We start from the raw sequence: 26,440 nt of genomic DNA on the forward strand, positions 1-26,440 counted from the left end.
GGCCATCAACGGTTCTGCCCCTGTTTAACTGCCGCTTTTGAATTACTGGCCAACAGCGCAAATGGCTTTTAACGCAAAGGTGTACCCGGGCCAATAACTACAGAGAGTATAGGAAACGCGGGGGCCTGAGTGTGTGCTCCTACCCTCGCCACTTGTGGCTGTTACTTACTTTGTCGAGGGATTGGCAATGAAAACATTCTGCCAGTAACGCACCCACACAGGTGTAATTGGCCGCCTCAAGCTTATTCAACTATGCCGACCGTTTTGACCACCATAGTGCACAATGGCTTCAGGGGGTGCGGTCTTCACAGGAATTGCAACCAACAGAAAAAACTCAGGGTGTTGCCCCGGGGTTTCACCCTCTCTACTGCATAGTGAGCACGGGTTTGATCACGCGCCCAGCATCCAAAGCCTCTACTGCAGTTTCTATGTCGCTGGACTCGAAGTGCGAAATGAGCTTTTCGATCGAGAAAAGCTCGGCCGGGAAAATGCTGTCAGGCTTTTTAATTTATAGAGGGTTGGCAGGTTGAAGTGGCTCAGGAGACTCCGTAGAGAATGTTATCGCCATTTCGGGTATGAGAGATGGCATAGAGTGCGGTATAGCGTAAATAAGTCGGTATCCAAATCTCTGTGTGAAAGTAGCTATGGGTGCTGCTAGCAACCGGTACAAAGCAGAATCTGGCAGTGAAAGTATAGAGATACCCTGCCGGCTGCTTCGGTTAATCAATCACCAGAAGCGCAGGGTATCAGGCTTCACAGGCAGTTAGTCCGGAAAAATCACAGCAAGAAATCTTTTGAAGCCTACTCACCGGGGTAGTTTTACCGCGCTGATCTCCTGCTTTACCAGCCATGGCCATTTTTTTGCCTTCCCTGGCAATGATACGGACTAACCGGCCAAGATTATTGGCCCATCTCACGCACCAGATACCCGGCACCATCGATATGTTCCATCACCCACAGTATATAAGCGATATCCACATGGATAGCCCGGGTATTATCGGTAAAATCCCAGTCCGCATTAATGCTGTCGTAGGTTCCATCAAAAACCACGCCCACCAACTCTCCACGCCCGTTCATTGTGGGGGACCCGGAATTACCACCTGTAATATCCACGGTACTGAGGAAATTAACCGGTATAGAGTCAAGCTGCTTCTTGTAATAGCGACCATAGTTTTTCTCGTCGATGGCTTCCATTAAGGCTTTCGGGGCATCAAATGGGGCCTCACCAGTGTACTTCGCTTTGATGCCACGCAACGTTGTGAAGGGCACAAACCTCTGTTTCCCATCATTTCCGTCCGCAGCCTTTGCGATGGTGCCAGCGGGAGGCTGGTATCCTTTGACCAGACCATAAGTGAGACGCAGGGAACTGTTGGCATCCGGGTAAACCGGTTTACCCAGGGAATGGTAATAATCGATCAGTAACGCCATATACTGGGGACGCAATTGTGCGAAGCGCCCTTGCAAAGCCTCCTCCTGCTTCTCCCGGGCAAGCATGTCATCGTACATTGCCACCGCCAGTTGGATAAATGGAGCTTTGCTCTTGGCGAAATCTTCTGGCTTTTTGCCGATCCAGGACTCGCGCACCTGTACGTCAGACAGCTCTGTATCTCTGTACATTTTGTCGAGCGCCGCGATCAGTTCACCGCTGTCATTACCGATATTCAGGAACTGGTCAAAGCTGGCAATACGCTCCTCTTTTGGCAGCGCCTGATAACGCTGCAGAAAATAGAGCCAGACCTGCTTGTCTACAGATGCATCGAAACTGCGCTCGATACGCCGCATACGCTCGGTAAAGCGTGTCAGGTCCCTTTCCTGATAGCCCCGCTTGCGTTCAGCGTCAGGCTTTTCCCCCTCTTTTGCCAGGCGGTACAGTTGTCGCGCTGCGCCCAGCATAGCGGAGTTGTCCATATAATTGAGAGCCAGATCCTGTTCCCGGGCTGATTCTTTTTCAACAACCAATGCCTTCAGATCATCGAGTGTAGACTGGTATTTTTTCTGGCGGGTCTCATCTGATTCCACCCAAGCCTGTAACGCTTTTTCCAGCTTGTGTTTCCGCTGCAAAAGGTCACTGCGCTGGTACCCTTCCATCATACCGGTGAAGTTCTTAGAATAATTATTCAGTCCCGCCACCCGGCTGGCGTACTTTAACTCAGCATCTTTATTCTCGGCCGTGGCCTCAGCAATCGTTTCCGACCACTCTCCCAATATCCGCTGCATGGTCGGATAGTACCAACTGAAATTGCTCTGTACCTCTTGTGCGGTTCGATAGCGATTGGTGCGCCCGGGGTAACCAGCTACCATCACAAAGTCACCCTCCACAGGCCCCTTCGCCGCCACAGGCAGGTAGTGCTTGGGTTTGTAGGGGACGTTGTCCTTAGAGTAATCGGCGGGTTTGCCATCTTTACCGACATAGGCACGGTAAAAAGCGTAATCCCCGGTGTGACGCGGCCACATCCAATTGTCGATATCTCCGCCGAACTTGCCAATTGAGGATGCTGGCGCATGAACCAGGCGCACATCACGAATTTCCAATTGTTTTATCAGGTAGTAGTTGAGCCCACCGTAATAACTGTAAACTTCACAGCGATGGCCCGGATCCTCCTCACATTCGGAAACCAACGACTTCTTGGCATCTTCAATCGCTGCAAAACGGGTTGCGCCATCCATTTTGTCGTCCAGACGATCATTTATCTTGTCCGTGACTTCGTTCATTGATACGGTCACATAGACGCGCGACCCCGGCGCAGCGGGCAACTCTTCGGACATATCCTTGGCCAGGAAACCTTCCGCCAGCAAGTCCTGGGATTCGGTGGAATTGTAAGAGATCGAGCCATAGGCACAGTGATGATTTGTAATCACAAGCCCCGTGGGAGAAACAAAGGAGGCAGAACATCCTCCCAAGCTGATGACCGCATTCATTGGGAACTCAGTGAGTTTGGTCATGCTGTCCGGATTTAACTTGAGGCCATGACTGCGAAGCTCCTGAGACAGCTCCGGCAACTGGTGTGGCTGCCACATACCCTCGGTGGAAACGCTGTCTTCCGGCTCGGCAGCATTGGCGTGGCCGGTGCCGGCGAGCAATGCGGTGGCTAAGACGCTGAACACGATAGAATCTTTTATTTTCATATTTACTCTGAACTTTCTCAATAAGGGAGACTTTGGCTGAGAGCTTACTCAATCTTCCGGCAGGCCATCAAGACCCCAGTGTTTGAAAAACAAGTCATTCCTTTTCCAGCGTGTTGATTGCCCTTACTGCCAGTTAAGCATGGAGGGGTTGTGGCGGAACCTGATGTATCTAAAGCCCCTTCCTTCAATTGTGCCAAGTAACACAGAGAACACTTCACGCTATCTGCTTAAACACTATAAAGATATACTGTATCACTTCGCAATGGTATCCCTACAGACAGCATAGGTCTTCTGAAGACGTAACATACATCGATAACCGGAAAGATTCATGCGATAAGCAGAGGATGCGATGCAGTATTAGTGTCATTTTCAGTATGGCTATCTGTTGTCAAAAAATGCCGAAGGCAGGCAGAATCAGCCAAACGGCCAAAGTTGGCATTATGGCTTGGAAGTCATCTCAGCCAGTTTGACAGCGCTTTATTCTAGGGAAGACGGTGGATGAGTATGGTTCTGGGTCTCCGGTGGCATCAGAAGCTAATATATGATCAGGATACCCTTGCGACAATGGTGTTCGCGAACTCCCGGCCCCGCCGCACTGTACAGGCGACAGCTCTTCTTGTGTTTTGCCGGCAGCCACTCTCGGCGCCCAGTCAATTGAATAAGCCTACATCAAGGATGCCGGCATACGATCCTCTGTCGCCTGTACATCGAGCGGAAGCAAGCAAGTATCTCAGGAAAAATCTTGATTTGTTTATATCGCTATTTCAACCTGACTATTCCCGGGCTTTAAAGTATAGCTTTGGGTTTTCCCATTGTGAGTGAAATTCATCGTATTGATTTGATCCCGCTCTATTTCCATTAGCATGGATTGCCGTATCTTTAATTTTCCACTGCCGATATCAGCCAGAGGAACTTCCTGGTAAATCCAGATATCATGTACATCCGCTTCCATACCCACCCACCGTGGGTGCAAAATATCACCATTGTCATCGCTAATCTGAAAGCGGGTATTTACATACCCCTCCATTTGTTTTTGTGCACCCTGTAACGATTTACTGGCAGCAAGCGACAGCGCTTTCTCGATATCAGCAACAAAAAAACGGTGGGAAATCTCCAATGTTTGTGCACGTTCGTTTAGCGAGATTTCAGTCAGGCCGAAGTGGTAGCGGTGCGCTTCTGCATGTAGAGAAAATATCAACAACCCCATAACAGATATCAGGGGAAAAAACTGTTTCATGTATCATCACCGGCGTTTGCTAGACTGCTGTCAATCGGAGTTTGGTACTGAAAATAGAGCGCTTTACCAAATAAAGTTGTGGCAAATTGCACCCCTAATGAGCTTAGCCCGCTTCTTTTAACTCGACATCCCAGTCTTTCATCAGATTGCGTTGTTTTTCATCCTTAAATAATTCCAGGCGCGATTTGATAAAACGGCGCGGGTAAAAATTATTCTCTACGTTTACATCGGCAGTTTCCCAGTTAGGGTCTAGAATTACCGACTTCAATATCTTGCTTTTGTCGCGTACCAGCATTTTGGAGGTCTTTTTCGCATTGCGCGCCCAGATTTCAGCCGGTATGCGCAGATCCTCAACACTGCCATCTTCATACTCCAGGCGTAAGAATAAAGGCATTACCAAGCCACCGATATTGCTGAAATCCAGAACATAGACATTACTCTCCACTTTAAGCAAGTCCTTTTCCCAGTCTTTCAACTCTTCGAGTTTTCCCTGGTAGCTATTGCGGTCGGCATTGGATACATCGAACTCGTCGTGTCTGTTGTAAAAGTCTTCGAGTTCCGGTTTCGCATCAACAATTCGGGGTAATTTTCTTGCACGATTTTCAATGGCGGTCACTGTCTCGGGTTCACGTTCATGCTGAGCCCGATTCCACGGTCCTTCCACGTCGGGATTCTTGGTGCCTACGGTGTGGTGATGCACCGCGTCGAGGCTGATATCCACATTATCAGTGGTATAAAACCAGCCGCGCCAGAACCAGTCAAGATCCATACCCGAGGCATCTTCCATGGTACGAAAGAAATCTGCTGGCATTGGCCGCTTGAATTTCCAACGCTCGGCATATTCACGGAATGCAAAGCCGAACAACTCGCGCCCCATGATAGATTCACGCAAAATATTTAATGCTGTTGCGGGCTTACCGTAGGCGTTATTGCCAAATTGAAGAATCGATTCCGAATTGGACATGATCGGAACCTGATTCTCGCTTTTCATATACTCAACAATTTTTCGCGCATCACCGCGACGGGACGGGTATTTTTCTTCCCATTCCTGCTCAGCCAAAAATTGCACGAAGGTGTTGAGTCCTTCATCCATCCAGGTCCACTGACGCTCATCTGAGTTGATGATCATCGGATAGTAGTTGTGTCCCACCTCGTGAATAATGACCGAGATGAGACCATATTTGGTGCGGCGGGAATAGGAACGCTTACTGCGATCCTCCTCATCAATTTCCGGGCGTGGACCATTGAAGGTGATCATCGGGTATTCCATCCCACCCACAGGGCCATTGACTGAAATAGAAACCGGATAGGGGTAGTCAAAGCTGTAGCGGTTGTAGACATCGATTGTATGTATAATGGACTCAGTGGAATACTTTTCCCACAGCGGTGTGCCCTCTTCAGGATAAAATGACATCGCCATGGTGTCAGTACCGCCTTTTTTGTAACCCTGCGCATCCCATAAGAACTTGCGCGAAGATGCCCAGGAAAAGTCGCGGACATTTTCTGCCTCGAAGATCCAGGTCTTACGCTTGGTAGCGCGACGCTTCTCGTTCTCCAGCGCCTCTTCCATAGTGACGATCATTACCGGCTTCGAAGCCGTGCGCGCTTTTCTCAGTCGCTCACGTTGTTGTGTGGTGAGCACCTCCTTTGGATTCTGCAGAACGCCTGTGGCAGCAACAATGTGATCGGCTGGCACGTCGATGGCTATGCGATAATTACCGAACTCCAAAGCAAACTCCCCGCGTCCGAGGAACTGTTTATTCTGCCAGCCACTTACATCGTTATAGGCCGCCATACGGGGGAACCACTGGGCTATTTCGTACAGGTAGTTATCATCGCGCTCAAAATACTCATAGCCGGAACGACCTCCCAGTGCTTTCTGCTCAATCACGTTGTAGGCCCAGTCAACCTGAAAGGTCACTTTGGCACCCGAAGCCAGTGGCTGCGGCAGATCGAGCCGCATCCCCGTATCCACAATGGTATAGGGGAGATCCCGGCCCCTGCTATCGGCCACTCTGGTAATCTGGTACCCCCCGGGAAACTCTCCGGATACAACCGCCCTGCGGAAAGTTCCAAAAGGGATAGTGTCTGGCGCAATTGATTCCAGATCTACCGCTGCTGCCAAGTTACCGGCAGAATCCGGTTTGAAGCGGTTTTGGTCCAGCTGCAACCACAAATAGCGCAGGGTATCCGGAGAGTTATTGGTATAAGTCACTGCCTCAGTAGCAGTAATCAGTTGTTTATCATCATCTAAGGAAACCTTGATGTCGTAATCCGCCTGCTGTTGCCAATAGGCATGACCGGGCGCACCAGAAGCCGCACGATAGGCATTTGGCGTTGGTAAAAGCTCTTCAAGCTGGCGAAACTTGTCTCCGGTGACATTGAGGGGGTCCGCGGCAAAGCTCTCGACAATGCCGGACATGGCAAGTAGTGCCGCTCCCAAGCGGCCGAGTAGATGTCTGTTCATTGATTTACTTCAGGTTGCAACTAAGTGCATTTCAGATATGCACTCTCTTTGAGAAAGTTATTGTTAAATTTAGCGCGGGTGATTCCGTCCCGGGGGAGCAGATAAAAATGCTTATAACCCGCCAGCACTCTAAAAATTGTTGCTTTTCAGTTGGTTAACAAAAAAACGGGACCAGCTCTATCAGCCATCCGCCAGTGCACCGATCCAGGAAGATTCCATCCCATCCCAGTCCCGTTGCTTGCAGTCTATTATCTCTATCCGGCTTTCCATCGTGTCATCAAGTTCCAAAACGGTCAAGACCTGGCCCGCCTTGTTAAACCCGAACACACCCTGCTCACTGATAAAAACGCCCTTCATCCTTTCAATTTCGGCACCACTGATCAGAGAAAAAAGTCGCTCATAATCAAATACATGCCCGGGAGCAAAGCGCCAACCGCAACTGTGATACCCCTCACCGCTGTTCTCCAGGCGGATATAGCCACACTCCGGTAGCGGTTCCTGTGTATCCAACGACTGCAGAGCCGGTTGTTGATGCTGGTGACCAGAGGCAATCTGGAAATTACTTGGGGTCTGCAGCCAGTCGATCTTGATGCGACCTTGTTCTACCGTTTGCAGCGGTTTTACTGCGCCGTTACCCAAACAAGAAAGAAAACGGTGTAGGTTTTCCAAATCCTGGGGACCATAGAGGTCGGACTTGTTTGCCACCACCAGATCGGCCACCTCCAGCTGCTGGCGAAAAGTCTCATTGTACCGGTAGCGCTCTTCTGCAATACACCCTGCATCTACCAGTGTAAGAGTACTGCGAAGGTCCAGCACACCATTTCTGACAGCCTCGGACAGCGCCATCAATACCTCGTGCGGATGGCCAAGTCCAGTGGGTTCAATCAGCAGCCGATGGGGCCTTGCGCTGGCCAACAGCTGATTCAGTGCAACCTGCATAGGCAGGCCGGCCGCACAGCACATACAACCGCCGGGTACTTCCCGAATATATACTGTGCCTTTCTGCCCGGATTCAAAAAGTGCGCCATCAACGCCCACCTCACCAAACTCATTGACCAACACCGCCCAGCGCTCATCAGCAGGCTTGTTTTCCAGAAGGTGACGAATTGCCGTTGTCTTACCGACACCGAGAAAGCCGGTAATGACATTTGTCGGTACTTCGCGTATCCGTTCTTTATCTGCCACTAAGCTGCATCCCGGCCGCATTCATCACAGAGGCATTCCAGCTCCAGCTGTGACGTTTGAAAGTGATAGCCAGTACTTTCAACCGTATCGCGCAGTGCGGCGATGACTTCGGGTTTGATACCTATTTCCCGCACTTTGCTACAGCGATTGCAGATCAAAAATTGCGGGATTTGATGACTGTGATCACAGGCGATATGCGCACACGCCAAATATTTGTTCTCTGAATTGAGCTTGTGGACCAAGTTTTCTTCAGCCAGAAAATCCAGCATCCGATAAACGGACATAGCCGGGATTGAATTGTCATAATCCCATTGGTACTGCTCTGCAATCTCATAAGCAGAGAGCGGAGTTTTTGACCGCAGCAATATGCTAAGTACATTTCTGCGCTTCTCGGTCAGACTGACCCCTGAATTTCGGCAGGTCTGCTCTGCCACACTCAAGGCCTGTTTTATTTGGGATGCTTTCATAGCCTATTTCATCCGCAGTTCAATGTCTTTTCCAGTGAGCAGGCTGGCACTTGATCGTTGAAGCCAATCCACTGCATTGCAATCTCATGGAGATTAGAAAACCCCTAAATAGCGTCACAATGATACTGTTGAATGACGCCGGATTCTCACCTTTAATGTATAGCCGGCAAGAGATAGGATTTGATGAATGTGCGTACAGCCTGCCCCATTGCCTGTCTCCTGACAGGGTTACCTGGTGCATGAACATAGGCAAGCTGCCGGTCACTTTTGCTCAACGTGGCTCTTTCTGCCCGGATCGCGACTGTAATCATCTCCTTGCCGTGCAATAACGAGCTATATTACCAGCTACCGTCTTAATTTCATTGTCTCTTTTCTAATCAGCCGGCGCCACTCGTAACATCAAATGTCGGTTTACCCCTTGGACCACCACCAACAGGGCGGCTCCCACACTACTGACAAACACTTCCCAGATACCTGCGAGGCAAAGGGCGACCAGCAGCAACAGCGCCCCAGAAAATCCGGCAATCATTACCAAATGGCGTTGATGATGCCGAGAGGAGATGGGGAAACCTGCCAGAGCCAGGTGGGACAAGTGTTCCTTCAATAACGCACCCAAATTCCGAGGCCCCCAGAGTTGGTGACAATGGGGTCAGCACACAGTGCGTGCCAGAAGCAACTATTGCCACAATATCTCTCACAGCCCTTTCGTACTCAACTTAGAAGTACGCTTGATTCCATAATATCCTAGTACTGATATGTTATATCATAAACTTGTCTCTCAGCAAACCTGGGTAGGTTAGGCGGACTTGTTGCATTAAGCTGCTTCGTATCCACGATCCAGCTTCTTCCTGGAATGTTTATTTGATTGTTTTTTGTTCACTCTGAGTGAAGCTACATACTCTGCCAGGGGCTGATCATCCACCGTAGAGTGCAGTCGCTATAATCCTGCTACTTCGTAACGACCAACTCCCTTGCCTATGTCGGGCCTGGAAACCAATGCGCACTTGAGGTATTGATCTCTGAACCTGCTGTTGAAACCAACGCTATAGCCTTTTTGCATAATGATGCGAACATAGCGATCACGAAGAAGGTGCGGTAGTAGGCTACTCCTTGGAGCGGTTGGTTCAGTAAATCTTCTGACGACGGTTGATAGGTGGCACAGTCAGTTGCAAAATCAAGGACTCTATCGCTAATTTTCTGATCTGAAGCTATTTTGATTTCCTATAGGCTCTCTAAGCAAACCGGAACTAGCTGAAAGAATATCTTCTGAACAACGTTCCAACAGCGAATGTGCTCACTCTTGTTGTTGCGGTGAAAGCTCATGGAATAATCCAGATTTTGATGCCCGGAAAATAGCCAGCTTGGGAGTAGACGTTTTAAAACCTGATTTAGGGGAATCTGTATTTGTCGCAATAGCCGGAATCCTCATACTATATGTTATACGACAGCTGGGTTTTTCGTCTGTAGATCGCACAAAGCAGACCAGCCAAATGCCTTTAGCGGTTGACTCATTAAAGCTTGAGACCTTGTCAGCGATATATCGAGGATCGTAATACATCAGGTCTTCGGCTAATTTTATGTTCTCCTCAGTTTCCGGTAAGTTTCTATATTTACAGGTGGAATTCCATTTACAGCAAAGCTGCACCCAGATATTGCTATCGGGCCAAAAGTTTCATTCATTTTAAAACTGTGCAACACCCAGAGGCGTCAGGCAGCGCTGAAACTGACCCAATACCGGAGGCACATTGCGGGGTATTTTTATAGGGTCAAGTTAGGTCGAGGCTGTGATGGCTCGGCGTCTGTCCAGATTGCGATAGGCAAGGGCTTCGGAAATATGTGCTGTACCGGTTCTTTCAGCGCCTGCAAGGTCTGCCAGGGTACGGGCGACCCTGAGTATACGGTGGTAGCTGCGCGCCGAGAGCCCCAGTTTTTCTATAGACTGTCTCATCAGATGCTTTTCATTGTTTCCCAGTGCACAGTGCTTTTCCAACTCGACACCCTGCAAAAGGGTGTTGACCCTGCCCTGGCGTCGAATCTGTCTTTCGCGGGCGGTGCACACCCGAGTGCGCACCACTGTAGAGGGTTCGCCAGTGGGGGCGTCCTGCAATTGGGCGGCGTTCATGGCGCTGACCTCCACCTGCATGTCAATGCGGTCCAGTAGTGGTCCGGAAAGTTTGTTGCGGTAGCGGCCAATCTGGTCCGGTGAGCAGCGACAGCGATTCTCCCCCAAATACCCACAGGGGCAGGGGTTCATGGCGCCCACTAGCTGGAAGCTGGCGGGAAAGGTGACCTGGGCTTGTGCGCGGGAGATACGCACTTCACCGTTCTCCAGGGGCTCGCGCAGTATTTCCAGTGCCTGGCGGGGAAACTCCGGCATTTCATCCAGGAACAGGACTCCGCGATGGGCCAGCGAGACCTCCCCGGGTTTTGGTGTACTGCCACCTCCCACCAGTGCGACGGGCGAGGCGCTGTGGTGAGGCGCGCGGAAAGGGCGCCGATTCTGGTGCGACAGGCCCGCGCTGGAGTACACAGCGGAAACCTCAATCAGCTCGGCGGCTGTGAGCGGCGGCAGTATGCCCGGCAGACGGCTGGCCAGCATGGTTTTGCCGGTGCCGGGGGGGCCGTAGAAAAGCAGATTGTGGCCTCCGGCTGCAGCCACTTCCAGGGCGCGCCGGGCTTTTAACTGGCCGCGTACATCGACAAGATCGGCGCAGTGCACATTGGTTTCTTGCGGCTTGGGGATGGCGCGGGGCAGGGGTACACGCCCATGTAGCTCAGCACATACCTGCAATAGTGAAGCGGCGCTGCCGACTTCGCCTCCCGCTAGAGCGGCATCGGCACCACACGCCTGCGGCACCACCAGTTTGCGATGGGCAAGGGTGCTGGCGATAGCTGCAGGCAGGGCGCCACTGACCTCGCGCAAAGTGCCGGTGAGCGCCAGTTCGCCGATAAATTCGTATTGTTCCAGAGGTTCGCAGGGTACCTGGCCGGAGGCGGCAAGGATACCGATGGCGATCGCCAGGTCGTAGCGCCCGCCTTCTTTGGGCAGGTCAGCGGGTGCGAGATTGACTGTAATACGGCGCTGGGGAAATTCGAAATGGCTATTGATCAGGGCACTGCGTACCCGGTCGCGGCTCTCTCTCACCGCTGTCTCAGGCAGGCCGACAATATGGAAGGCGGGAAGTCCATTGGCCAGATGTGTCTCGACTGTGACCAATGGGGCAGAGACTCCGAGTTGTGCGCGGGCATGGGTAACGGAGAGGTTCACAATGTCCTCCTGCAAATATCCCACCGAGAACTCAGGTTTCGGGTTTATTGTTTCCTGGGGTCAGGGCCTGTTCCAGCATTTCCACTTTGTCCTCCAGGCGCGCCAGTTTTTCCCGGGTACGTCGCAGAATATCCACCTGGGTATCGAACTCGCGCTGGGATACTAGGGGCAACCTGTCCAGGGACACCTCCAGGGCACTGCGCAGGTCACTGCTGACTACAGCGCCCTGTTGTTGCAGTTCTTTCAGTAGCTGTTGCAGTTTATCCGCAGCCACAGGCAACTCCTCGCTCAGAAATTCGTCGCTATTGGCACCAGATTGTAACCCACAGCATTTCGCCGCAAAAGTCATTCAGGGTGCACCATTCTGGCCGTTGTCCTTTTTGAGCCTCACCATGTCGGTGCATGTTTCGGACGATAGAACCAACTTGGTGCGTACCGCTTTGTTGGCGCACTGTTCGTATTTATTCCAACACCCTTTTTTTTGTCCAACCCATTGATTTTATGCAGTGTTGCAGCTTTGGCATCAACTCTGCAGTTATCCGGGTAGGTGTGCCATTTACGACACTGGGTGTCCGGGAAGCTAGCGGTTCACAAGACGCAATAAACCCTCTGTCTACCCGACAGTACAGGACCGATTGCAGGCGGCGCCATTACAGGAATCAAAAAACTCAGATGCATAAAATCTTGGAGGATCAAAGGTGAACACGAAAATGCACAAAATTGCCACTGCCTTCACTGGCGCTGCCCTGGCTCTTAGCGATACAGCTTTTGCCCAGAAAAATGACCCTAGTTTTAGTGTCAATGCTGGTCTGGTCTCGGACTACAGATTTCGCGGTATTAGTCAAAGCGATGGGCAACTGGCAATACAGGCGGGAATAGATCTGGAGGTTGGCAATGGTTTTTATGTGGGCACTTGGGTTTCACAAGTGGATTTCGATTACGGCAGTGACGAAACTGATTATGAACAGGATTTCTATGGGGGTTACTCTGCGGAAGTTAATCACTCCATGCGCTACGATATTGGCTATATCTATTACGCTTATCACGGCAGTGATCGTGATGAGGATTATCAGGAAATATATGGCAGTCTGAAATTCTTGGATCTAACGCTGGGTTTTGCTTACTCCGATGACTATTGGGCTGAGTCTGGCGCTTTTTATTATCCTTACGTGGAGTATAGTTTTTCTCTGCCATCTGATCTGAGCTTGGATCTTCACATTGGTTTGAATCTTTTTTCTGAGGAAATTTTCCTATACCAATCTGACTCCTATATCGATTATTCCGCAACCCTCAGTAAAGAGTTTGGCGGTCTGAATCTGAGAGCTGCTTTTGTTGGCACAGATATAAGCGACAGAGTGTGTTTTGACACCAACTGGTGTGAGCCAACGCTGCTCGCTGGCGCAAACTACACCTGGTAAGACAAGCGTCCGCAAGTAGTTGCGGGCATTATTTTTATAAAGGGGACCATGAAGCTGATCACTGCAATTATTAAACCTTTTAAACTGGTTGCAGTACGGGATGCTTTGAGAGAGGCGGGTATAAATGGCGTGACTGTCAGTGAGGTTAAGGAATTTGGCCGGCAAAAAGGACATACGGAACTATATCGCGGTGCAGAATACGCAGTGGATTTCCTGCCCAAAACCATGCTTCAAATAGCGGTTACTGAGCAACAATTGGATGGGGTGCTGGAGGTCATCGGCTCCAGTGCGCAAAACGGAAAGATTGGCGATGGCAAAATTTTTGTAGCCAACCTTGAACAGGTAGTGCGTATACGCACCGGAGAAACCGGAAGCAATGCTATTTAGGACCATAATTTTCAAAACATACTGTTAAGAAATATTCAGAGTTGAACGGAGAGGAAAATGGAGAACCAAATCTATCAGTTGCAATATGCAATTGATACCTTTTATTTTTTGATGTGTGGCGCGCTGGTGATGTGGATGGCTGCCGGTTTTGCAATGCTGGAGGCGGGCCTGGTACGTTCAAAAAATACCACGGAGATTCTTACTAAGAATGTCGCACTGTTTGCAATTGCGTGCATCATGTATCTGATGACCGGTTACGCTATTATGTATGGCGGCAACTGGATGCTTTCCGGTATTGAGATCCTCAGCCTTGAAAATGTGCTGGTGGAGTCCGCTGGGAAAGGCTTTGAGGGTGACGCCGTATATTCCGGGGCCTCCGACTTTTTCTTTCAGGTAGTATTTGTTGCCACGGCAATGTCCATCGTATCCGGTGCCGTGGCCGAGCGTATGAAGCTGTGGAGTTTCCTGGCGTTTGCCGTTGTCCTGACAGGTTTTATTTACCCGCTTGAGGGCTCCTGGAGCTGGGGTGGAAAAGACGTTTTCGGACTGTACAGCCTGGATGATCTTGGTTTCTCTGACTTTGCCGGTTCCGGCATTGTACATATGGCTGGGGCAGCTGCTGCGCTGGCTGGTGTTCTGGTGTTGGGCGCGCGCAAGGGCAAGTATGGCCCCAATGGTCAGGTCTATGCGATTCCCGGTGCAAACCTGCCGCTGGCAACCTTGGGTACTTTTATCCTGTGGATGGGTTGGTTTGGCTTTAATGGCGGTTCGGTACTGAAACTGGGCGATGCTGCCAATGCACACACGGTGTCCATGGTATTTGTCAATACCAATACCGCTGCAGCCGGAGGGGCTATTGCCGCCCTGATCGCTGCGCGCATCCTTTTTGGCAAGGCTGACCTGACGATGCTGCTTAATGGGGCATTGGCCGGTCTCGTGGCCATTACCGCCGAGCCCGCCACACCGACTGCACTGCAGGCAACCCTGTTCGGCATGATCGCCGGTGTTATTGTGGTTTTCTCTATTATCACGTTGGATAAGCTGAGAATAGATGATCCGGTTGGCGCAATTTCCGTACACGGTGTGATTGGTGTGCTCGGCCTGATGCTGGTGCCGCTCACGAATAAAGACGCCACTGTGAGCGGCCAGATAATAGGCGCCGTAACCATTTTCCTCTGGGTCTTTACCGCTTCCCTGATGGTTTGGTACCTGCTCAAGTGGGTGACCGGTATCCGTGTCAGCGAGGACGAAGAGCAGGAGGGTGTTGACTTGACGGAATGCGGAATGGAAGCTTACCCGGAGTTCATGAGTAATTAGTTGTTCTGAAAGACCTGCCAGGTGGCAGCCTGGCCGCGGTTTTTGCAGAGAGGACACAATAAGGGGAATAGACAAAATGAAATTGATAACGGCCGTTGTTAAACCTTTCAAACTGGACGATGTACGCACAGCCCTGTCGGAAGTGGGCGTGCAGGGGATGACAGTAACCGAAGTGAAAGGCTTTGGCCGCCAGAAAGGACATACGGAACTCTACCGCGGTGCAGAGTATGTGGTGGACTTCCTGCCCAAAGTCAAACTGGAGCTGGCTCTGGATGACGACATGGTGGATTCCGCTGTTGAGGCCATTACGAAGGCCGCCCAGACAGGCAAAATCGGTGACGGTAAAATCTTCATTACCGCCTTGGAGGAGGTGATTCGTATTCGCACCGGTGAAACGGGCAGGGAGGCAGTGTAGCTGGGCCCACCAATAATCAAGGACCAAATAAAAAATTAGCGCCAACTAGCTCTATAAGCCCCCTGGGGGCTTTTCTTTTCCCGGCCATTACCGGTGCTGCCATTTGCGTGATGCAGGCAAACACCCGCTGCCCTTCTTTCGCTGAAATCCCCATAACAAATGGCAATATTCCGCAGTTTTTGTCCCAACAAAAAACTCTACGGCTTACGCTCTCATGGCTGGCAGCGCAGATAGGAAGTGCCTATATATTATTCGCCACTTTTGATGGGGCACGGGATTGTCACTCGAACTGGCTTTCGGTTTCTTATACGCCACGGGAAAAGGTGGCGCAGAGGTACTCCCTCTGTAACAGGAGTCAAGGTTACAGGGTTTTAGCTATGAAAGATGGTTACGATGATCAGGGCAAGAACTCTCGCAGTAAGGACGCCGAGGAATTTGCCGAAGAACGCAGTGTCACCTCCCGCGAGCGCGCCAGGAGTCAACTCAGTGCCGATGTGGAGGAGTTTCTCGCAGGTGGTGGCGCAATCAGCGAAATTGATCCAGATGTCAGCGCCGATCCCCCGCGCAAGCCACAGCCCAAATACGGTAGCCGCCCGATTTAGCCCCGCAACAAGTTCACCCCTCCTACAGGGTGACGGTGCACATTTTTTGCCAGCCCTGAGAGGTCCGTTGGCTCGCTGGGGCTTGCTGGTAGAAGCCCGGTAAGATCGCTCCCGACTTAGCGCTCCAACAACTTTGGCAGCAGGCGTTCGAGTACCTCGGCGATGTAGGAAATAAACAGTGTGCCGAGGCTGGAACGATAGTATTGCGGGTCGGAAGAACCTGTCGCAAGCACTCCCAATTGGCCGCCCAGCGGCACCACTGCGGCAGAGGCCACCTGTTGCCCCTGCCCCGCAAACAGGTATGCCCGCTCTATCGGGCGTAGAATGCCACAAACAGGGCGGCCATTGCGTAGAATTCCTCCAATAGCGGTTTGAGCACTGGTGCTGGAACTGGTTTTTGCCTGGCCCAGGCTGCCGCGCGCCCCAGGTGGGGGGTCAAACAGGGTCAGGGTGGTGAATTGCACTTTGAAGTCGGCAGAAAAGCTGGCATAGAGGATCTCGGTGGCCTCGCTCACGCTCTGCGCCTCCAGCAGGGCCAGAATCAGGCGGCGGCTGTTGAAAAATAACTGGTCGTTTTCGCGGGCGTTGTGTAGCAGCTGGTCGAGCCGCTGACGCATCTCGACATTGCGCTCGCGCAACAGGTTGGTCTGGTGTGTCATCAAAGACACGGTCTTGCCATTCTCCCGCGGCAATTTGATGGTCTCCAGCAGGTCCATCCGCTCGACAAAGAACTCGGGGTTTTGTATCAGGTAGCGGGCAACTTGGCGCGCGAGCAGCTTTTCATTGCGCTGGGCCTCCTTGTGGGTATCGGAGGCAATCTCGTCAAGGGAATGCTTGGCGTCTATTTGTTCCATTTTGATGTGTTCGATATCTGTGCGGACCTGAGTTGCAGTTGCCACTTCAGCGGGCGGGCACCCTCTGGTGACAGGTGCGCGAAATCCCCGGGAAGTGCGAATGGACTGCCACCCTGCCGGTATTGTTATTCAGAGAATAATTTGCCCGTGAAAAACTGTGATTGCGGGCCCCTTCATAGTAACTGGCTGACCCGGTCCACTCCAGTGGATTGTCAGGGCGCCACCCGGCAGATGCATATCTATTTTGTCCTCCACCAGCCCCCGCTGGTGTGCGTAGACCATGGCGGCGCAGGCGCCAGTGCCACAGGCACGGGTTTCGCCCACGCCCCGTTCGAATACCCGCAGATGCGCCCTGCTGGGGGTCTCGATTTGCAAAAAGCCCACATTCACGCCCTGGGGAAAGCGCGAGTGTACTGCCAACAGGGGGCCCAACTCGCGCACCGGAGCCAGCTGAATATCCTCAACCAATAGCACGGCGTGGGGGTTGCCCATGGATACGGCGCCGATGGTAAAGGTCTCGCCGTTGACCTCCAGGGGATAGCTTTCCGCACGGCGATCGGCCCTGAAGGGAATTTGTTCCGGCTCCAGAAGTGGCGCTCCCATATTCACCTCGACCTGGTCAGCGTCCATTAGGTTGAGCTGCAGGGTGCCACTGGCGATTTCCACGTTCAGGTGCTGTTTGCCGGTAAGGCGTCGCTCGTGCACAAAGCGTGCAAGACAGCGGGCGCCATTACCGCAGTTCTCCACTTCTCCACCGTCGGCATTAAAGATCCGGTAGCGGAAATCCGTATCGGGATGCTGGGGTGGTTCCACCAGAAGTACCTGGTCGCAGCCGATGCCCAGGCGGCGGTCGGCAATTCGACGGACCTTGTCGGGCGATAGCCGAATTCTCTGACTAACACCGTCGAGCATGACAAAATCGTTGCCGAGCCCGTGCATCTTGCTGAATTTAACACGCATGGCATTTCTCTGTGGGTGTGGTATTGGGTAGACGAAGCATTATCCCTGAATACACCGGCTGTCGCGCGAGAAGTTCTGGCGAAGACAAGTGGGTCAGCAGGTAGTACATGGTCTTGCAGCTTCACGCTGGCGGCACCCTCTGTGTCGCGTTTTCGGCATGACTGGACAGGTGCTCCCTGGGTTCCCGATTGCGCCAGTGTTCTTCATATTCTGACACCGATTTCGCCGCAGGGGGTCAGATTTTTTCCGGTACCGGGCTCTCCCCCCGTACCATATCGACAAAAGTTTCCCGCGCCCGTACCAGATAGGTGTTGCCACCGTCCACCAGTACCTCTGCCGCACGGGTGCGGCTGTTGTAATTTGAACTCATGGTAAACCCATAGGCGCCGGTGGAGAGCACAGCCAGCAGCTGCCCCTCCCTCAGGCACAGGGTGCGGTTCTTGCCGAGAAAATCACCGGTTTCACACACCGGGCCGACAATATCCCACAGGGCGCTCTCTCCCTGATTCGGTGTAACCGGTACAATATCCTGCCAGGCTTGGTACAGGGCCGGGCGCAGGTTGTCGTTCATGGCGGCGTCGACAATGGCAAAGTTGTGTTCCTCTGTGCGCTTCAGGTAATCGACCCGGGTTAACAGTACGCCACCGTTGGCAGCGATGGAGCGCCCCGGCTCCAGAATCAGGCCCAGGTTGCGATCGCCGATGCGTTCGAGTACCGCCATCAGATAGTTCGCCACCGGTGGCGGCTCCTCTCCCCGGTAGCGCACACCCAGTCCACCGCCCAGATCCAGATGTTCCAACTGGATGCCCTGCTCAATGAGCCGGTCGACCAGTTCCAGCAGTCGATCCAGGGCGTCCAGGAAAGGCGCTATCTCGGTGAGTTGGGAGCCGATATGGCAGTCCACACCGATCACGTTCAAATGTGCGGAGTTTGCCGCGCGCGCGTAGGTGTCCAGGGCGCGTGCAATGGCGATACCAAACTTGTTTTCCTTAAGGCCAGTGGAAATATAGGGGTGGGTTTGGGCATCGACATCCGGATTCACTCGCAGTGAGATGGGGGCCACGGTCTCGCACTCTGCCGCCACCTGCTCCAGGCGATGCATTTCCGCTTCGGATTCAATATTGAAGCAGTGCACACCCACCTCGAGGGCGCGGCGCATCTCATCGGCCGTTTTCCCCACACCGGAGAAAACCACACGGGAGGGATCACCGCCGGCCAGCAGTACCCTCTCCAACTCGCCTCCGGAGACAATATCAAAGCCGGCACCCAGCTGTGCCAGAAGAGACAGGATGCCCAGGTTGCTATTGGCCTTGACCGCGTAACAGATCAGGCCGGGATGACTGCCGAGGGCATTGGCATAAGCTTGGTATTGCCGCGCAAAGTGCGCGCGGCTGTATACGTAGGTTGGGGTGCCGAAACGCCCGGCGATCGCTTCCAGGGAAACCTGTTCCGCCCACAGGCTGCCGTCGCGGTAACTGAACTCGCTCATTTCAGTGTTTCTTGCTCCGCTGGGGATTCCCCGTTGTTGCGATCCTCCTCCTCAGGTTCACCCGGCTGCGTCGCTGTGGTGCTGGTGGGTACGGTGGATGGTGGTCCGGTGGTAATACTCGGAGCCGGCGAAGCGGGGGCCTGGGGCAGGTAGAGCGGACCTTTCTGGCCGCAACTGGCGGCCAGAGCGGCACTGGCCAGGAGAGCCAGGAGGGAGAGAAACGGTGTTTTCGACATGGATGACATCCTGCGCCCGGGCTCGCCAAGCGGTGTTCGGCAAAAGCCTGATAGTATAGCGGCCCGGAAATTTCTACCAAGCAGACCCTTACAGAAGTTACAAAACATGAGTCAGACCAGATACGACGCAGCTGTTGAACACACCCTGATGGCGATCGAGGACGCTGTGGATAACTGCGCCTGGGATATTGACTTCGAGCGCAATGGCGCCGTGTTGACCCTGACACTGGAAGACAATGGCAGCCAGGTTATTATCTCGCGCCAATCGGCCAGTTGCGAACTTTGGGTGGCGGCCAGGTCCGGTGGCTACCATCTGGCTTTCGCCCCTGCTGGTTGGACATGCGCTAGCACCGGTGAAGACCTGCCAGCGTTGCTGGATCGTGTCTTGAGCGATCAGCAGGGAGAGCCGGTGTCATTGGCACTGTCCCTGTAGGCCGGTCCCGGAAGGCACAGTGCGCAGTGCGATCGCGCTTCTCGCCTGGGCGCAGGCCTTGCGCACCTGCACCGGCGCGGTACCGCCAATGTGGCTACGGGCAGCGACGGAGCCCTCCAGAGTGAGCACGGCAAACACGTCCTCACCAATTTCTCCACTGAATTGCTGCAGTTGGTGCAAACTCAGTTCTGCCAGGTCCTTGTCCTGTTCGATGGCAAAAGACACCGACTGGCCGACAATCTCATGGGCATCCCGGAAGGCAACGCCCTTGCGTACCAGATAGTCGGCCAGGTCTGTGGCGGTGGAGAATCCCCTGGCCGCAGCCTTGAGCATATTGCTTCTTTTTGCCTGCAGTGCCGGCACCATATCCGCAAAGGCGCGCAGGCAGTCCAGTGCGGTATCGGCGGTGTCGAATAGCGGCTCCTTGTCCTCCTGATTGTCCTTGTTGTACGCCAGCGGTTGGCTTTTCATCAGGGTCAGCAGAGCCACTAGGTGGCCGTTGACGCGACCGGTCTTGCCGCGCACCAATTCCGGCACGTCCGGATTTTTCTTCTGCGGCATAATGGAGGAGCCGGTGCAGAAACGGTCCGGCAGATCGATAAAATCGAACTGGCTGGAAGCCCAGAGCACCAGTTCCTCGCTGGCACGGGACAGATGGGTGAGCAGCAGTGCGGCGAAGGCGCAGAATTCGATGGCAAAATCCCGGTCACTGACCGCGTCCAGGGCATTCTCGCTGGGCGCATCGAAGCCCAGCAGTTCGGCGGTGCGGGCGCGGTTAATCGGGTAGCTGGTGCCGGCCAGTGCGGCGGCGCCCAGGGGCGAGCGGTTCAGGCGCTTGCGGCAATCCATCAAGCGCTCGAAATCCCGGGTGAGCATGGCGTTCCAGGCCAGCAGGTGGTGGCCGAAGGTCACCGGCTGTGCACTCTGCAGGTGGGTGAAGCCCGGCATGATGGTATCGGCCTCGCGTTCGGCCAGCGCTACCAGTCCCGATTGCAGGCGGGTCAGTTCGGCGGCGATCCGGTCAATACGGCCGCGCAGCCACAGGCGAATATCCGTTGCCACCTGGTCGTTGCGGGAGCGACCGGTGTGCAGTTTTTTGCCGATGGGGCCGATACGCTCGGTCAGGCGCGCCTCGATATTCATATGCACGTCCTCCAGTTGCACCGACCAGGGAAATGTCCCGGTTTTAATTTCCTCGGCGATGTCCCCCAGGCCAGTGGCGATTTTACGGTACTCCCCATCGCTCAATACCCCAACCTCCGACAACATCTGCGCATGGGCAAGGGAGCCCTGGATATCCTCCAGTGCCATACGTTGATCGAAGGAGACCGAGGCGGTAAACCGCTCGACAAAGGTATCGGTGGCCTCGCTGAAGCGACCGCCCCAGGGTTTGGCGGCCGGGTTGTTGGCGGAGCTGGTGGGGACTTTGTGATTGCTCATGGTTTTCCTGGCTGCAGTGAGGTGAAAGACCGGGGAGCTTGGTGGTATCTTGCCCTGTGAGTTTAAGGACAATCAAGAATAACAACTGCATGTCATTTCCCAGGCCGCCGGGCATTATATCGCAGAAAATTCGAAAACCTGACGTTAATGACAAGGATTCTGCGATTTCCAATACGCTCCCTTTTCTGCCGGACCTGTGCAGTGCCACCGCTCTGGTGGCACTGGTACTGATGGGGGAGCTGCTGGCCCTGGTGCTGGTACTGGCTCTGGATGGATTGCGTGAATTCAACTGGCAGCGCCTGGGGCTGGTGTCGCTGTTGGTCCAGTGGGTGATACTGCCCTCGGCAGCGGTCTTGTGTCACTTGCGCCCCTATTTGTCCCGGTTGTCCCACAAACGGGCCGTCGGGCTCAGTTTCACTGCGGTGCTCGCTGTATTGGGCGCTGTTATGGCGATCCAGCGCGCCCTGCGCGCGCACTTGTTGCAGGCCGGTTTTGACTGGTGGGGGTTTGCTGGCGACTGTCTCCTGGGCGCTATCTGCGCCGGCGTGGTACTGCGCTATGCCTACCTGCAGCAGCAGCTTGTCAACCAGCAGCAGGCAGAGCTGGGTGCGCGCATCGCAGCGTTGCAGTCCCGTATCCGCCCGCATTTTCTGTTTAACAGTATGAACAGCCTGGCCAGTCTGATCGCTGTGGACCCGGACCGCGCCGAGCGGCTGGTGGAGGATTTATGCACGCTGTTTCGCGCCAGCCTTGCCGAATCCAGGCTGGTACCCCTGCAGCAGGAGGTCACTCTGGCCCGGCGCTACCTGGAGATAGAGGCGCTGCGGCTGGGGGGGCGCCTGAGGCAGCAGTGGCAGCTGGAGGCAGGGCTGGAGGGAATCCAACTGCCCAGTCTGCTGCTGCAGCCCCTGCTTGAAAACGCTGTTTTGCACGGCGTGGCGCAGTTGCGCAAGGGTGGAGAAATCACAGTGCAATGCAGAGCCCGGGACGGCGCCCTCAGCATCACTATCGTCAACCCCCTGCCGCAGGAAACTGTGCGCCTTTGCAGGGAAAGCAATGGTATGGCCATGGAGAATATCCGCCAGCGTCTCGCGGCCTATTACGGTGATCGCTTCAGGTTTACCGCCGGTCGGGAGAACGACCACTATCGGGTGGTCCTGCAGCTACCCTTGCTGCCGAGGGAGTCGGCTCAGCGGGGAACAGGGGTCGCGATGAAAAGCAAAAGGCATACCGAGGTGACGCAGTGACCCAGTTGCGAGTCCTGATTGTCGATGACGAGCCCCTGGCCCGTATGCGCCTGCAACGGCAACTGGGTACCATCGAGCAATGCTCGTTGGTGGGTGAAGCTGCGGATAGCGAGTCCGCACTTTTACAGGTGCAATTACTGGATCCGGATCTTATTTTACTCGATATTGAAATGCCCGGCGGCTGTGGCCTGGCGCTGGCGCAGCAGCTGGCTGCCCGCGACTGCCCGCCGGCAATCATTTTTTGCACTGCCCACGATGAATTCGCCCTGCCCGCGTTTGCTACTTCGGCGGTTGGCTACTTACTCAAGCCGGTCAGTATCGAACAGCTGCGCCAGGCGATGGCAAAGGTGCAGCGCCTCAGCAAACCCCAGCAAAAACTGTTGCAGGGCACACGGAAACACCCTGGACGCAACCGTATCAAGGCTGTGAGCCGTCTGGGGGTGGAACTCTTGCTGGTGAACGCCATCCGCTGCCTGATTGCCGACAGCAAATATGTCCTGGCCCATCACCCCGCCGGTGAAACGATCCTGGATGAATCCCTGAAGGAGTTGGAGCGCGAGTTCGGCGCGCGCTTTGTGCGCGTGCACCGCAGCACCCTGGTGGCCCGGGAGTATATCGTTGGCCTGCGTAAGGAGGGCGGCCATTACCGGGTAGAGCTAGAGGGAGTGACAGAGGCACCGTTGGTGAGCCGGCGCATGTTGTCGTCCGTAAAGACCCTGATTGCAGAAATCTGCTGAACACACTGTTCGGTAAAAGAAAAAACACCGCGCTTGTTGAGATATTTCCAACAGCATCTTCACTCTACGCAACAGCGGGTACAAAGATCCATCTGTTGCCTGGACATCGTGACTGGTTACTTTTGGATGTCAATATAATTGTGGCCCACCATCACCGTATTCCGAATCATTTTGCAGGCTCAATTCACCTGCGGCGCTGTTTAAGTATTCGGCATCGGATTCGGATTTGAGCTTGATCATCAGGCGCAGGTCGTTGGAGGAGTCCGCGTGGGCGAGGGCATCCTCGTAGGTGATCTCACCGCGGTCGTAGAGTTCGTAGAGGGCCTGATCAAAGGTCTGCATACCCTGCTCGCCGGAGCGCTTCATCAGTTCCTTCATTTTGTGCACCTCGCCTTTGCGGATCAGGTCTGACATCAACGGGGTGTTGATCATGATTTCCAGACAGGCGCGGCGGCCGTCCCCATCTGGTGTCGGTACCAGTTGCTGTGCGACCATCGCCTTCAGGTTCAGTGACAGGTCCATAAACATCTGCTCGTGGCGGTCCGCGGGGAAGAAATGGATGATGCGGTCGAGGGCCTGGTTGGCGTTGTTGGCGTGCAGGGTGCACAGGCACAGGTGGCCGGTCTCGGCGAAGGCGATGGCGTGGTCCATGGTCTCCCGCGAGCGCACCTCTCCAATCAGGATCACATCCGGTGCCTGGCGCAGGGTGTTTTTCAGGGCCACTTCGAAGGATTCGGTATCCAGGCCCACCTCGCGCTGGGTCACAATACAGCCGCGGTGCTGGTGGATAAACTCAATGGGGTCTTCAATGGTGATGATATGACCTTTGGAGTTCTCATTGCGGTGACCGATCATGGAGGCCAGCGAGGTGGATTTACCGGTGCCGGTGGCGCCCACAAAAATAATCAGGCCGCGCTTGGTCATGGCCAGGCCTTTGAGCACATCCGGCAGGCCGAGCCCGTCGATAGTGGGGATCTTAGTCTCGATGCGGCGCAGTACCATACCCACCAGGTTGCGCTGGAAAAATGCCGAGACCCGGAAACGGCCTACATTGCGCACCGCAATGGCGAAATTCAGCTCTTTTTTCTCGGCAAATTCGCGCCGCTGCTTTTCACTCATGGTGCCCACCACCAGCTCGCGTGCCTTCTCCGGCGTGAGCGAGGTGCTGCTAACGGGCGCCACGCGGCCGTGCAGTTTGATGGAGGGTGGTATGCCAGCGGTGATAAACAGATCCGAAGCGCCTTTCTCTACAACCAGTTGTAGAAGTCTTTCAATTTCCATGGTGGTTACCGCAATTTATGCTTGAAGTGATGGGCCCCGCCTGTGGCCCGGGTAGAATTGATGCTTAGAAGTTCTCCGGTATCTTGGCTTTTTCCCGCGCAACTTCTCGGCTGACGATACGGCGCGCCACCAGATCTTCCAGACATTGATCCATGGTCTGCATGCCGGTGCTGGCACCGGTCTGGATGGCGGAATACATCTGGGCGATCTTGTCCTCGCGGATCAGGTTTCGAATTGCCGGGGTGCCGCGCATGATTTCGTGGGCGGCGACACGACCGCCGCCGGTTTTCTTGAGTAGAGTCTGGGAGATAACCGCCTGCAGGGACTCTGACAGCATGGAGCGCACCATGGCCTTTTCCTGTGCCGGAAAGACATCCACAACCCGGTCGATGGTTTTGGCTGCGGAAGTGGTGTGCAGGGTACCGAAGACCAGATGGCCGGTTTCCGCAGCGGTGAGTGCCAGGCGAATGGTTTCCAAATCCCGCATCTCACCCACCAGGATAATATCCGGGTCTTCACGCAGTGCCGAACGCAGCGCTTCGGCAAAACCATGGGTATCCCGGTGCACCTCGCGCTGGTTCACCAGGCACTTTTTGGATTCGTGCACAAATTCGATCGGATCTTCAATGGTGAGAATGTGCTCATATTTGTTGTCATTGATGTAATCCATCATCGCCGCCAGGGTGGTGGACTTGCCGGAACCGGTGGGGCCTGTGACCAGCACCAGGCCGCGGGGGGTGTCTGAAATTTGCTTGAATACCTGTCCCATTCCCAGGTCTTCCATGGTGAGTACCTTGGAGGGGATGGTCCGGAAGACGGCACCGGCGCCGCGGTTGTGATTAAACGCATTGACACGAAAGCGCGCCACGCCGGGCACTTCGAAGGAAAAGTCTGTCTCCAGGATTTCCTCGTAGTCCTTGCGCTGCTTGTCGTTCATGATCTCGTAGATCAGGCCGTGCACCTGCTTGTGCTCCATTGCCGGCAGATTGATGCGGCGCACATCGCCGTCCACGCGGATCATCGGCGGCAAGCCGGCGGAGAGGTGCAGGTCCGAGGCGTTTTGCTTGGCGCTGAAGGCGAGGAGTTCCGTGATATCCATACTGCTACCTTAGGTTCTTATTTTGGCTCAGGTAAAATTGCCGCTCAATTCGGTACGGGCCCCAGTATATGCGCAAAGAGACCATCGTCGAAAACCTGAATGCAGTCGGTGAGCGGATTGTGACATGCTGCAACAACTGCGCTCGCAACCCCGCAGAAATCACCCTGCTGGCGGTTTCCAAAACGCAACCGGCGGAGGCGATACGCAGCGTCTACGAGGCCGGCCAGCACCACTTTGGCGAAAACTACCTGCAGGAGGCCCTGCAAAAGCAGGACAGACTGGCGGACCTGGATATTTGCTGGCATTTTATTGGACCACTGCAGTCCAACAAAACCCGTGCGGTGGCCGGGCACTTCCAGTGGGTACATAGCGTGGATCGACTGAAAATTGCCCAGCGCCTGTCCGCACAGCGTCCGCATACACAGTCACCGCTGAATATCTGCCTGCAGGTGAATATTGATGGGGAGCACAGCAAGTCTGGTGTTGCCCCGCAGGCAGTGGCAGCGCTGGTACAGGCCGTGGTGCCACTGCCGGGATTGCGCTTGCGCGGGCTGATGGCGATCCCTGCGGCGCGGCGGGACCCGGCGCAACAGCGCAGGCCTTTTGCCGAGCTGGCGCGCCTGCTGCAGGCGTTGCGCGAGCAATTTCCCGAACAGCCCCTGGATACCCTGTCGATGGGAATGTCGGCAGATATGGAGATGGCGATCGCCTGTGGTGCCACCATTGTGCGCATCGGCACAGATATTTTTGGCGTGCGGAAATAGTCTGTTTACCG

Annotated in this window: 24 protein-coding genes; 10 read left to right on the top strand and 14 right to left on the bottom strand. The window is 54.2% G+C overall.

Going from position 1 to position 26,440, the window contains the following annotated elements; all coding sequences use genetic code 11:
• Positions 1 to 900: 900 nt before the first annotated feature.
• From Q5Y71_RS07680 to Q5Y71_RS07700, 5 genes are all read right to left on the bottom strand, one after another.
• Positions 901 to 3,126, bottom strand: coding sequence for a S46 family peptidase (locus Q5Y71_RS07680; protein ID WP_306041346.1), 2,226 nt, complete (start codon positions 3,124 to 3,126; stop codon positions 901 to 903).
• Between the two features lie 751 nt (positions 3,127 to 3,877).
• A complete protein-coding gene (locus tag Q5Y71_RS07685) occupies positions 3,878 to 4,363 on the bottom strand; it encodes a DUF6702 family protein (protein ID WP_306041348.1) in 486 nt (161 codons plus the stop codon).
• Between the two features lie 103 nt (positions 4,364 to 4,466).
• A complete protein-coding gene (locus Q5Y71_RS07690; protein ID WP_306041350.1) occupies positions 4,467 to 6,830 on the bottom strand; it encodes a M1 family metallopeptidase in 2,364 nt (787 codons plus the stop codon).
• A gap of 180 nt (positions 6,831 to 7,010) precedes the next feature.
• Positions 7,011 to 8,015, bottom strand: coding sequence for a GTP-binding protein (locus Q5Y71_RS07695; protein WP_306041352.1), 1,005 nt, complete (start codon positions 8,013 to 8,015; stop codon positions 7,011 to 7,013).
• Positions 8,015 to 8,449, bottom strand: coding sequence for a Fur family transcriptional regulator (locus Q5Y71_RS07700; protein ID WP_306041356.1), 435 nt, complete (start codon positions 8,447 to 8,449; stop codon positions 8,015 to 8,017). Before Q5Y71_RS07700 ends, Q5Y71_RS07695 begins: the two co-directional genes overlap by 1 nt.
• 436 nt (positions 8,450 to 8,885) lie before the next feature.
• Here Q5Y71_RS07700 and Q5Y71_RS07705 point away from each other — a divergent pair, with 436 nt between their 5' ends.
• The gene (locus tag Q5Y71_RS07705) at positions 8,886 to 9,089 is read left to right on the top strand and encodes a hypothetical protein (protein WP_306041357.1); all 204 of its coding nucleotides are present in this window, start codon (positions 8,886 to 8,888) and stop codon (positions 9,087 to 9,089) included.
• A 1,164-nt stretch (positions 9,090 to 10,253) separates the two neighbouring features.
• Here the strand turns inward: Q5Y71_RS07705 and Q5Y71_RS07710 are convergent.
• Both Q5Y71_RS07710 and Q5Y71_RS07715 read right to left on the bottom strand, forming a co-directional pair.
• Positions 10,254 to 11,750, bottom strand: a complete 1,497-nt coding sequence (locus Q5Y71_RS07710; RefSeq protein ID WP_306041358.1) for a YifB family Mg chelatase-like AAA ATPase — start codon at positions 11,748 to 11,750, stop codon at positions 10,254 to 10,256.
• Between the two features lie 31 nt (positions 11,751 to 11,781).
• Positions 11,782 to 12,024: an accessory factor UbiK family protein gene (locus tag Q5Y71_RS07715; RefSeq protein WP_306041359.1), complete on the bottom strand. Its 243-nt coding sequence runs from the start codon at positions 12,022 to 12,024 to the stop codon at positions 11,782 to 11,784.
• Positions 12,025 to 12,460: 436 nt separating this feature from the next.
• Here Q5Y71_RS07715 and Q5Y71_RS07720 point away from each other — a divergent pair, with 436 nt between their 5' ends.
• The 5 genes from Q5Y71_RS07720 (at position 12,461) to Q5Y71_RS07740 (ending at position 15,889) form a co-directional block, all read left to right on the top strand.
• Entirely contained in the window at positions 12,461 to 13,168 is a 708-nt protein-coding gene (locus Q5Y71_RS07720; RefSeq protein WP_306041360.1) for a TorF family putative porin, read from the top strand.
• Between the two features lie 48 nt (positions 13,169 to 13,216).
• Positions 13,217 to 13,555, top strand: a complete 339-nt coding sequence (locus Q5Y71_RS07725) for a P-II family nitrogen regulator (protein WP_306041362.1) — start codon at positions 13,217 to 13,219, stop codon at positions 13,553 to 13,555.
• Between the two features lie 57 nt (positions 13,556 to 13,612).
• A complete protein-coding gene (locus Q5Y71_RS07730) occupies positions 13,613 to 14,872 on the top strand; it encodes an ammonium transporter (RefSeq protein ID WP_306041364.1) in 1,260 nt (419 codons plus the stop codon).
• Positions 14,873 to 14,948: 76 nt separating this feature from the next.
• The gene (locus Q5Y71_RS07735; protein ID WP_301415576.1) at positions 14,949 to 15,287 is read left to right on the top strand and encodes a P-II family nitrogen regulator; all 339 of its coding nucleotides are present in this window, start codon (positions 14,949 to 14,951) and stop codon (positions 15,285 to 15,287) included.
• A 377-nt stretch (positions 15,288 to 15,664) separates the two neighbouring features.
• Positions 15,665 to 15,889, top strand: coding sequence for a hypothetical protein (locus Q5Y71_RS07740; protein ID WP_301415575.1), 225 nt, complete (start codon positions 15,665 to 15,667; stop codon positions 15,887 to 15,889).
• Positions 15,890 to 16,005: 116 nt separating this feature from the next.
• On the opposite strand, the gene Q5Y71_RS07745 is transcribed toward Q5Y71_RS07740, so the two are convergent.
• The 4 genes from Q5Y71_RS07745 to Q5Y71_RS07760 all read right to left on the bottom strand — a co-directional run bounded on the left by Q5Y71_RS07745 (position 16,006) and on the right by Q5Y71_RS07760 (position 19,428).
• Positions 16,006 to 16,788 (bottom strand): DUF484 family protein, encoded by a 783-nt coding sequence (locus Q5Y71_RS07745; RefSeq protein WP_306041367.1) that lies wholly within the window; start codon positions 16,786 to 16,788, stop codon positions 16,006 to 16,008.
• 84 nt (positions 16,789 to 16,872) lie between these two features.
• On the bottom strand, positions 16,873 to 17,703 hold the full coding sequence (gene dapF / locus Q5Y71_RS07750; RefSeq protein ID WP_306041368.1) for a diaminopimelate epimerase: 831 nt from the start codon (positions 17,701 to 17,703) through the stop codon (positions 16,873 to 16,875).
• A gap of 235 nt (positions 17,704 to 17,938) precedes the next feature.
• Positions 17,939 to 19,192: a diaminopimelate decarboxylase gene (lysA, locus tag Q5Y71_RS07755; RefSeq protein WP_306041370.1), complete on the bottom strand. Its 1,254-nt coding sequence runs from the start codon at positions 19,190 to 19,192 to the stop codon at positions 17,939 to 17,941.
• Positions 19,189 to 19,428: a lipoprotein gene (locus tag Q5Y71_RS07760; RefSeq protein WP_306041372.1), complete on the bottom strand. Its 240-nt coding sequence runs from the start codon at positions 19,426 to 19,428 to the stop codon at positions 19,189 to 19,191. The genes lysA and Q5Y71_RS07760 overlap by 4 nt, the downstream gene beginning before the upstream one ends.
• 106 nt (positions 19,429 to 19,534) lie before the next feature.
• Here Q5Y71_RS07760 and cyaY point away from each other — a divergent pair, with 106 nt between their 5' ends.
• Positions 19,535 to 19,861, top strand: a complete 327-nt coding sequence (cyaY, locus tag Q5Y71_RS07765) for an iron donor protein CyaY (protein WP_306041374.1) — start codon at positions 19,535 to 19,537, stop codon at positions 19,859 to 19,861.
• Here the strand turns inward: cyaY and argH are convergent.
• Positions 19,841 to 21,301, bottom strand: a complete 1,461-nt coding sequence (gene argH / locus Q5Y71_RS07770; RefSeq protein ID WP_306041376.1) for an argininosuccinate lyase — start codon at positions 21,299 to 21,301, stop codon at positions 19,841 to 19,843. The two genes, cyaY and argH, sit on opposite strands and share 21 nt — an antisense overlap.
• Positions 21,302 to 21,390: 89 nt before the next feature.
• Here argH and Q5Y71_RS07775 point away from each other — a divergent pair, with 89 nt between their 5' ends.
• Positions 21,391 to 22,548, top strand: coding sequence for a sensor histidine kinase (locus tag Q5Y71_RS07775; RefSeq protein ID WP_306041378.1), 1,158 nt, complete (start codon positions 21,391 to 21,393; stop codon positions 22,546 to 22,548).
• Positions 22,545 to 23,285 carry a LytTR family DNA-binding domain-containing protein gene (locus Q5Y71_RS07780; protein ID WP_306041380.1) on the top strand — a complete coding sequence of 247 codons (741 nt, stop codon included), beginning with the start codon at positions 22,545 to 22,547 and terminating at the stop codon, positions 23,283 to 23,285. Before Q5Y71_RS07775 ends, Q5Y71_RS07780 begins: the two co-directional genes overlap by 4 nt.
• Before the next feature lie 129 nt (positions 23,286 to 23,414).
• Here Q5Y71_RS07780 and Q5Y71_RS07785 read toward each other — a convergent pair whose 3' ends face one another.
• Both Q5Y71_RS07785 and Q5Y71_RS07790 read right to left on the bottom strand, forming a co-directional pair.
• A complete protein-coding gene (locus tag Q5Y71_RS07785) occupies positions 23,415 to 24,566 on the bottom strand; it encodes a PilT/PilU family type 4a pilus ATPase (RefSeq protein ID WP_306041382.1) in 1,152 nt (383 codons plus the stop codon).
• A 64-nt stretch (positions 24,567 to 24,630) separates the two neighbouring features.
• Complete coding sequence (locus tag Q5Y71_RS07790) at positions 24,631 to 25,665, bottom strand: type IV pilus twitching motility protein PilT (protein WP_306041384.1); 1,035 nt, start codon at positions 25,663 to 25,665, stop codon at positions 24,631 to 24,633.
• Between the two features lie 68 nt (positions 25,666 to 25,733).
• Between Q5Y71_RS07790 and Q5Y71_RS07795 the strand changes: the two genes are divergently transcribed.
• On the top strand, positions 25,734 to 26,429 hold the full coding sequence (locus Q5Y71_RS07795) for a YggS family pyridoxal phosphate-dependent enzyme (RefSeq protein ID WP_306041386.1): 696 nt from the start codon (positions 25,734 to 25,736) through the stop codon (positions 26,427 to 26,429).
• Positions 26,430 to 26,440: the final 11 nt, after the last annotated feature.

This window comes from Microbulbifer sp. 2205BS26-8, from assembly GCF_030731025.1.
In the GTDB taxonomy this organism is placed as follows: Bacteria; Pseudomonadota; Gammaproteobacteria; order Pseudomonadales; family Cellvibrionaceae; genus Microbulbifer; species Microbulbifer spongiae.

Coding starts and splice junctions, on each gene's coding strand:
- Q5Y71_RS07690 (WP_306041350.1), bottom strand. CDS start 6,830: ATGAACAGACATCTACTCGGCCGCTTGGGAGCGGCACTACTTGCCATG.
- Q5Y71_RS07785 (WP_306041382.1), bottom strand. CDS start 24,566: ATGGAAATTGAAAGACTTCTACAACTGGTTGTAGAGAAAGGCGCTTCG.
- Q5Y71_RS07720 (WP_306041360.1), top strand. CDS start 12,461: ATGCACAAAATTGCCACTGCCTTCACTGGCGCTGCCCTGGCTCTTAGC.
- Q5Y71_RS07730 (WP_306041364.1), top strand. CDS start 13,613: ATGGAGAACCAAATCTATCAGTTGCAATATGCAATTGATACCTTTTAT.
- Q5Y71_RS07790 (WP_306041384.1), bottom strand. CDS start 25,665: ATGGATATCACGGAACTCCTCGCCTTCAGCGCCAAGCAAAACGCCTCG.
- cyaY (WP_306041374.1), top strand. CDS start 19,535: ATGAGTCAGACCAGATACGACGCAGCTGTTGAACACACCCTGATGGCG.
- Q5Y71_RS07795 (WP_306041386.1), top strand. CDS start 25,734: ATGCGCAAAGAGACCATCGTCGAAAACCTGAATGCAGTCGGTGAGCGG.
- Q5Y71_RS07705 (WP_306041357.1), top strand. CDS start 8,886: ATGTCGGTTTACCCCTTGGACCACCACCAACAGGGCGGCTCCCACACT.
- Q5Y71_RS07760 (WP_306041372.1), bottom strand. CDS start 19,428: ATGTCGAAAACACCGTTTCTCTCCCTCCTGGCTCTCCTGGCCAGTGCC.
- Q5Y71_RS07735 (WP_301415576.1), top strand. CDS start 14,949: ATGAAATTGATAACGGCCGTTGTTAAACCTTTCAAACTGGACGATGTA.
- Q5Y71_RS07680 (WP_306041346.1), bottom strand. CDS start 3,126: ATGAAAATAAAAGATTCTATCGTGTTCAGCGTCTTAGCCACCGCATTG.
- Q5Y71_RS07725 (WP_306041362.1), top strand. CDS start 13,217: ATGAAGCTGATCACTGCAATTATTAAACCTTTTAAACTGGTTGCAGTA.
- Q5Y71_RS07685 (WP_306041348.1), bottom strand. CDS start 4,363: ATGAAACAGTTTTTTCCCCTGATATCTGTTATGGGGTTGTTGATATTT.
- dapF (WP_306041368.1), bottom strand. CDS start 17,703: ATGCGTGTTAAATTCAGCAAGATGCACGGGCTCGGCAACGATTTTGTC.
- Q5Y71_RS07775 (WP_306041378.1), top strand. CDS start 21,391: ATGTCATTTCCCAGGCCGCCGGGCATTATATCGCAGAAAATTCGAAAA.
- Q5Y71_RS07740 (WP_301415575.1), top strand. CDS start 15,665: ATGAAAGATGGTTACGATGATCAGGGCAAGAACTCTCGCAGTAAGGAC.
- lysA (WP_306041370.1), bottom strand. CDS start 19,192: ATGAGCGAGTTCAGTTACCGCGACGGCAGCCTGTGGGCGGAACAGGTT.
- argH (WP_306041376.1), bottom strand. CDS start 21,301: ATGAGCAATCACAAAGTCCCCACCAGCTCCGCCAACAACCCGGCCGCC.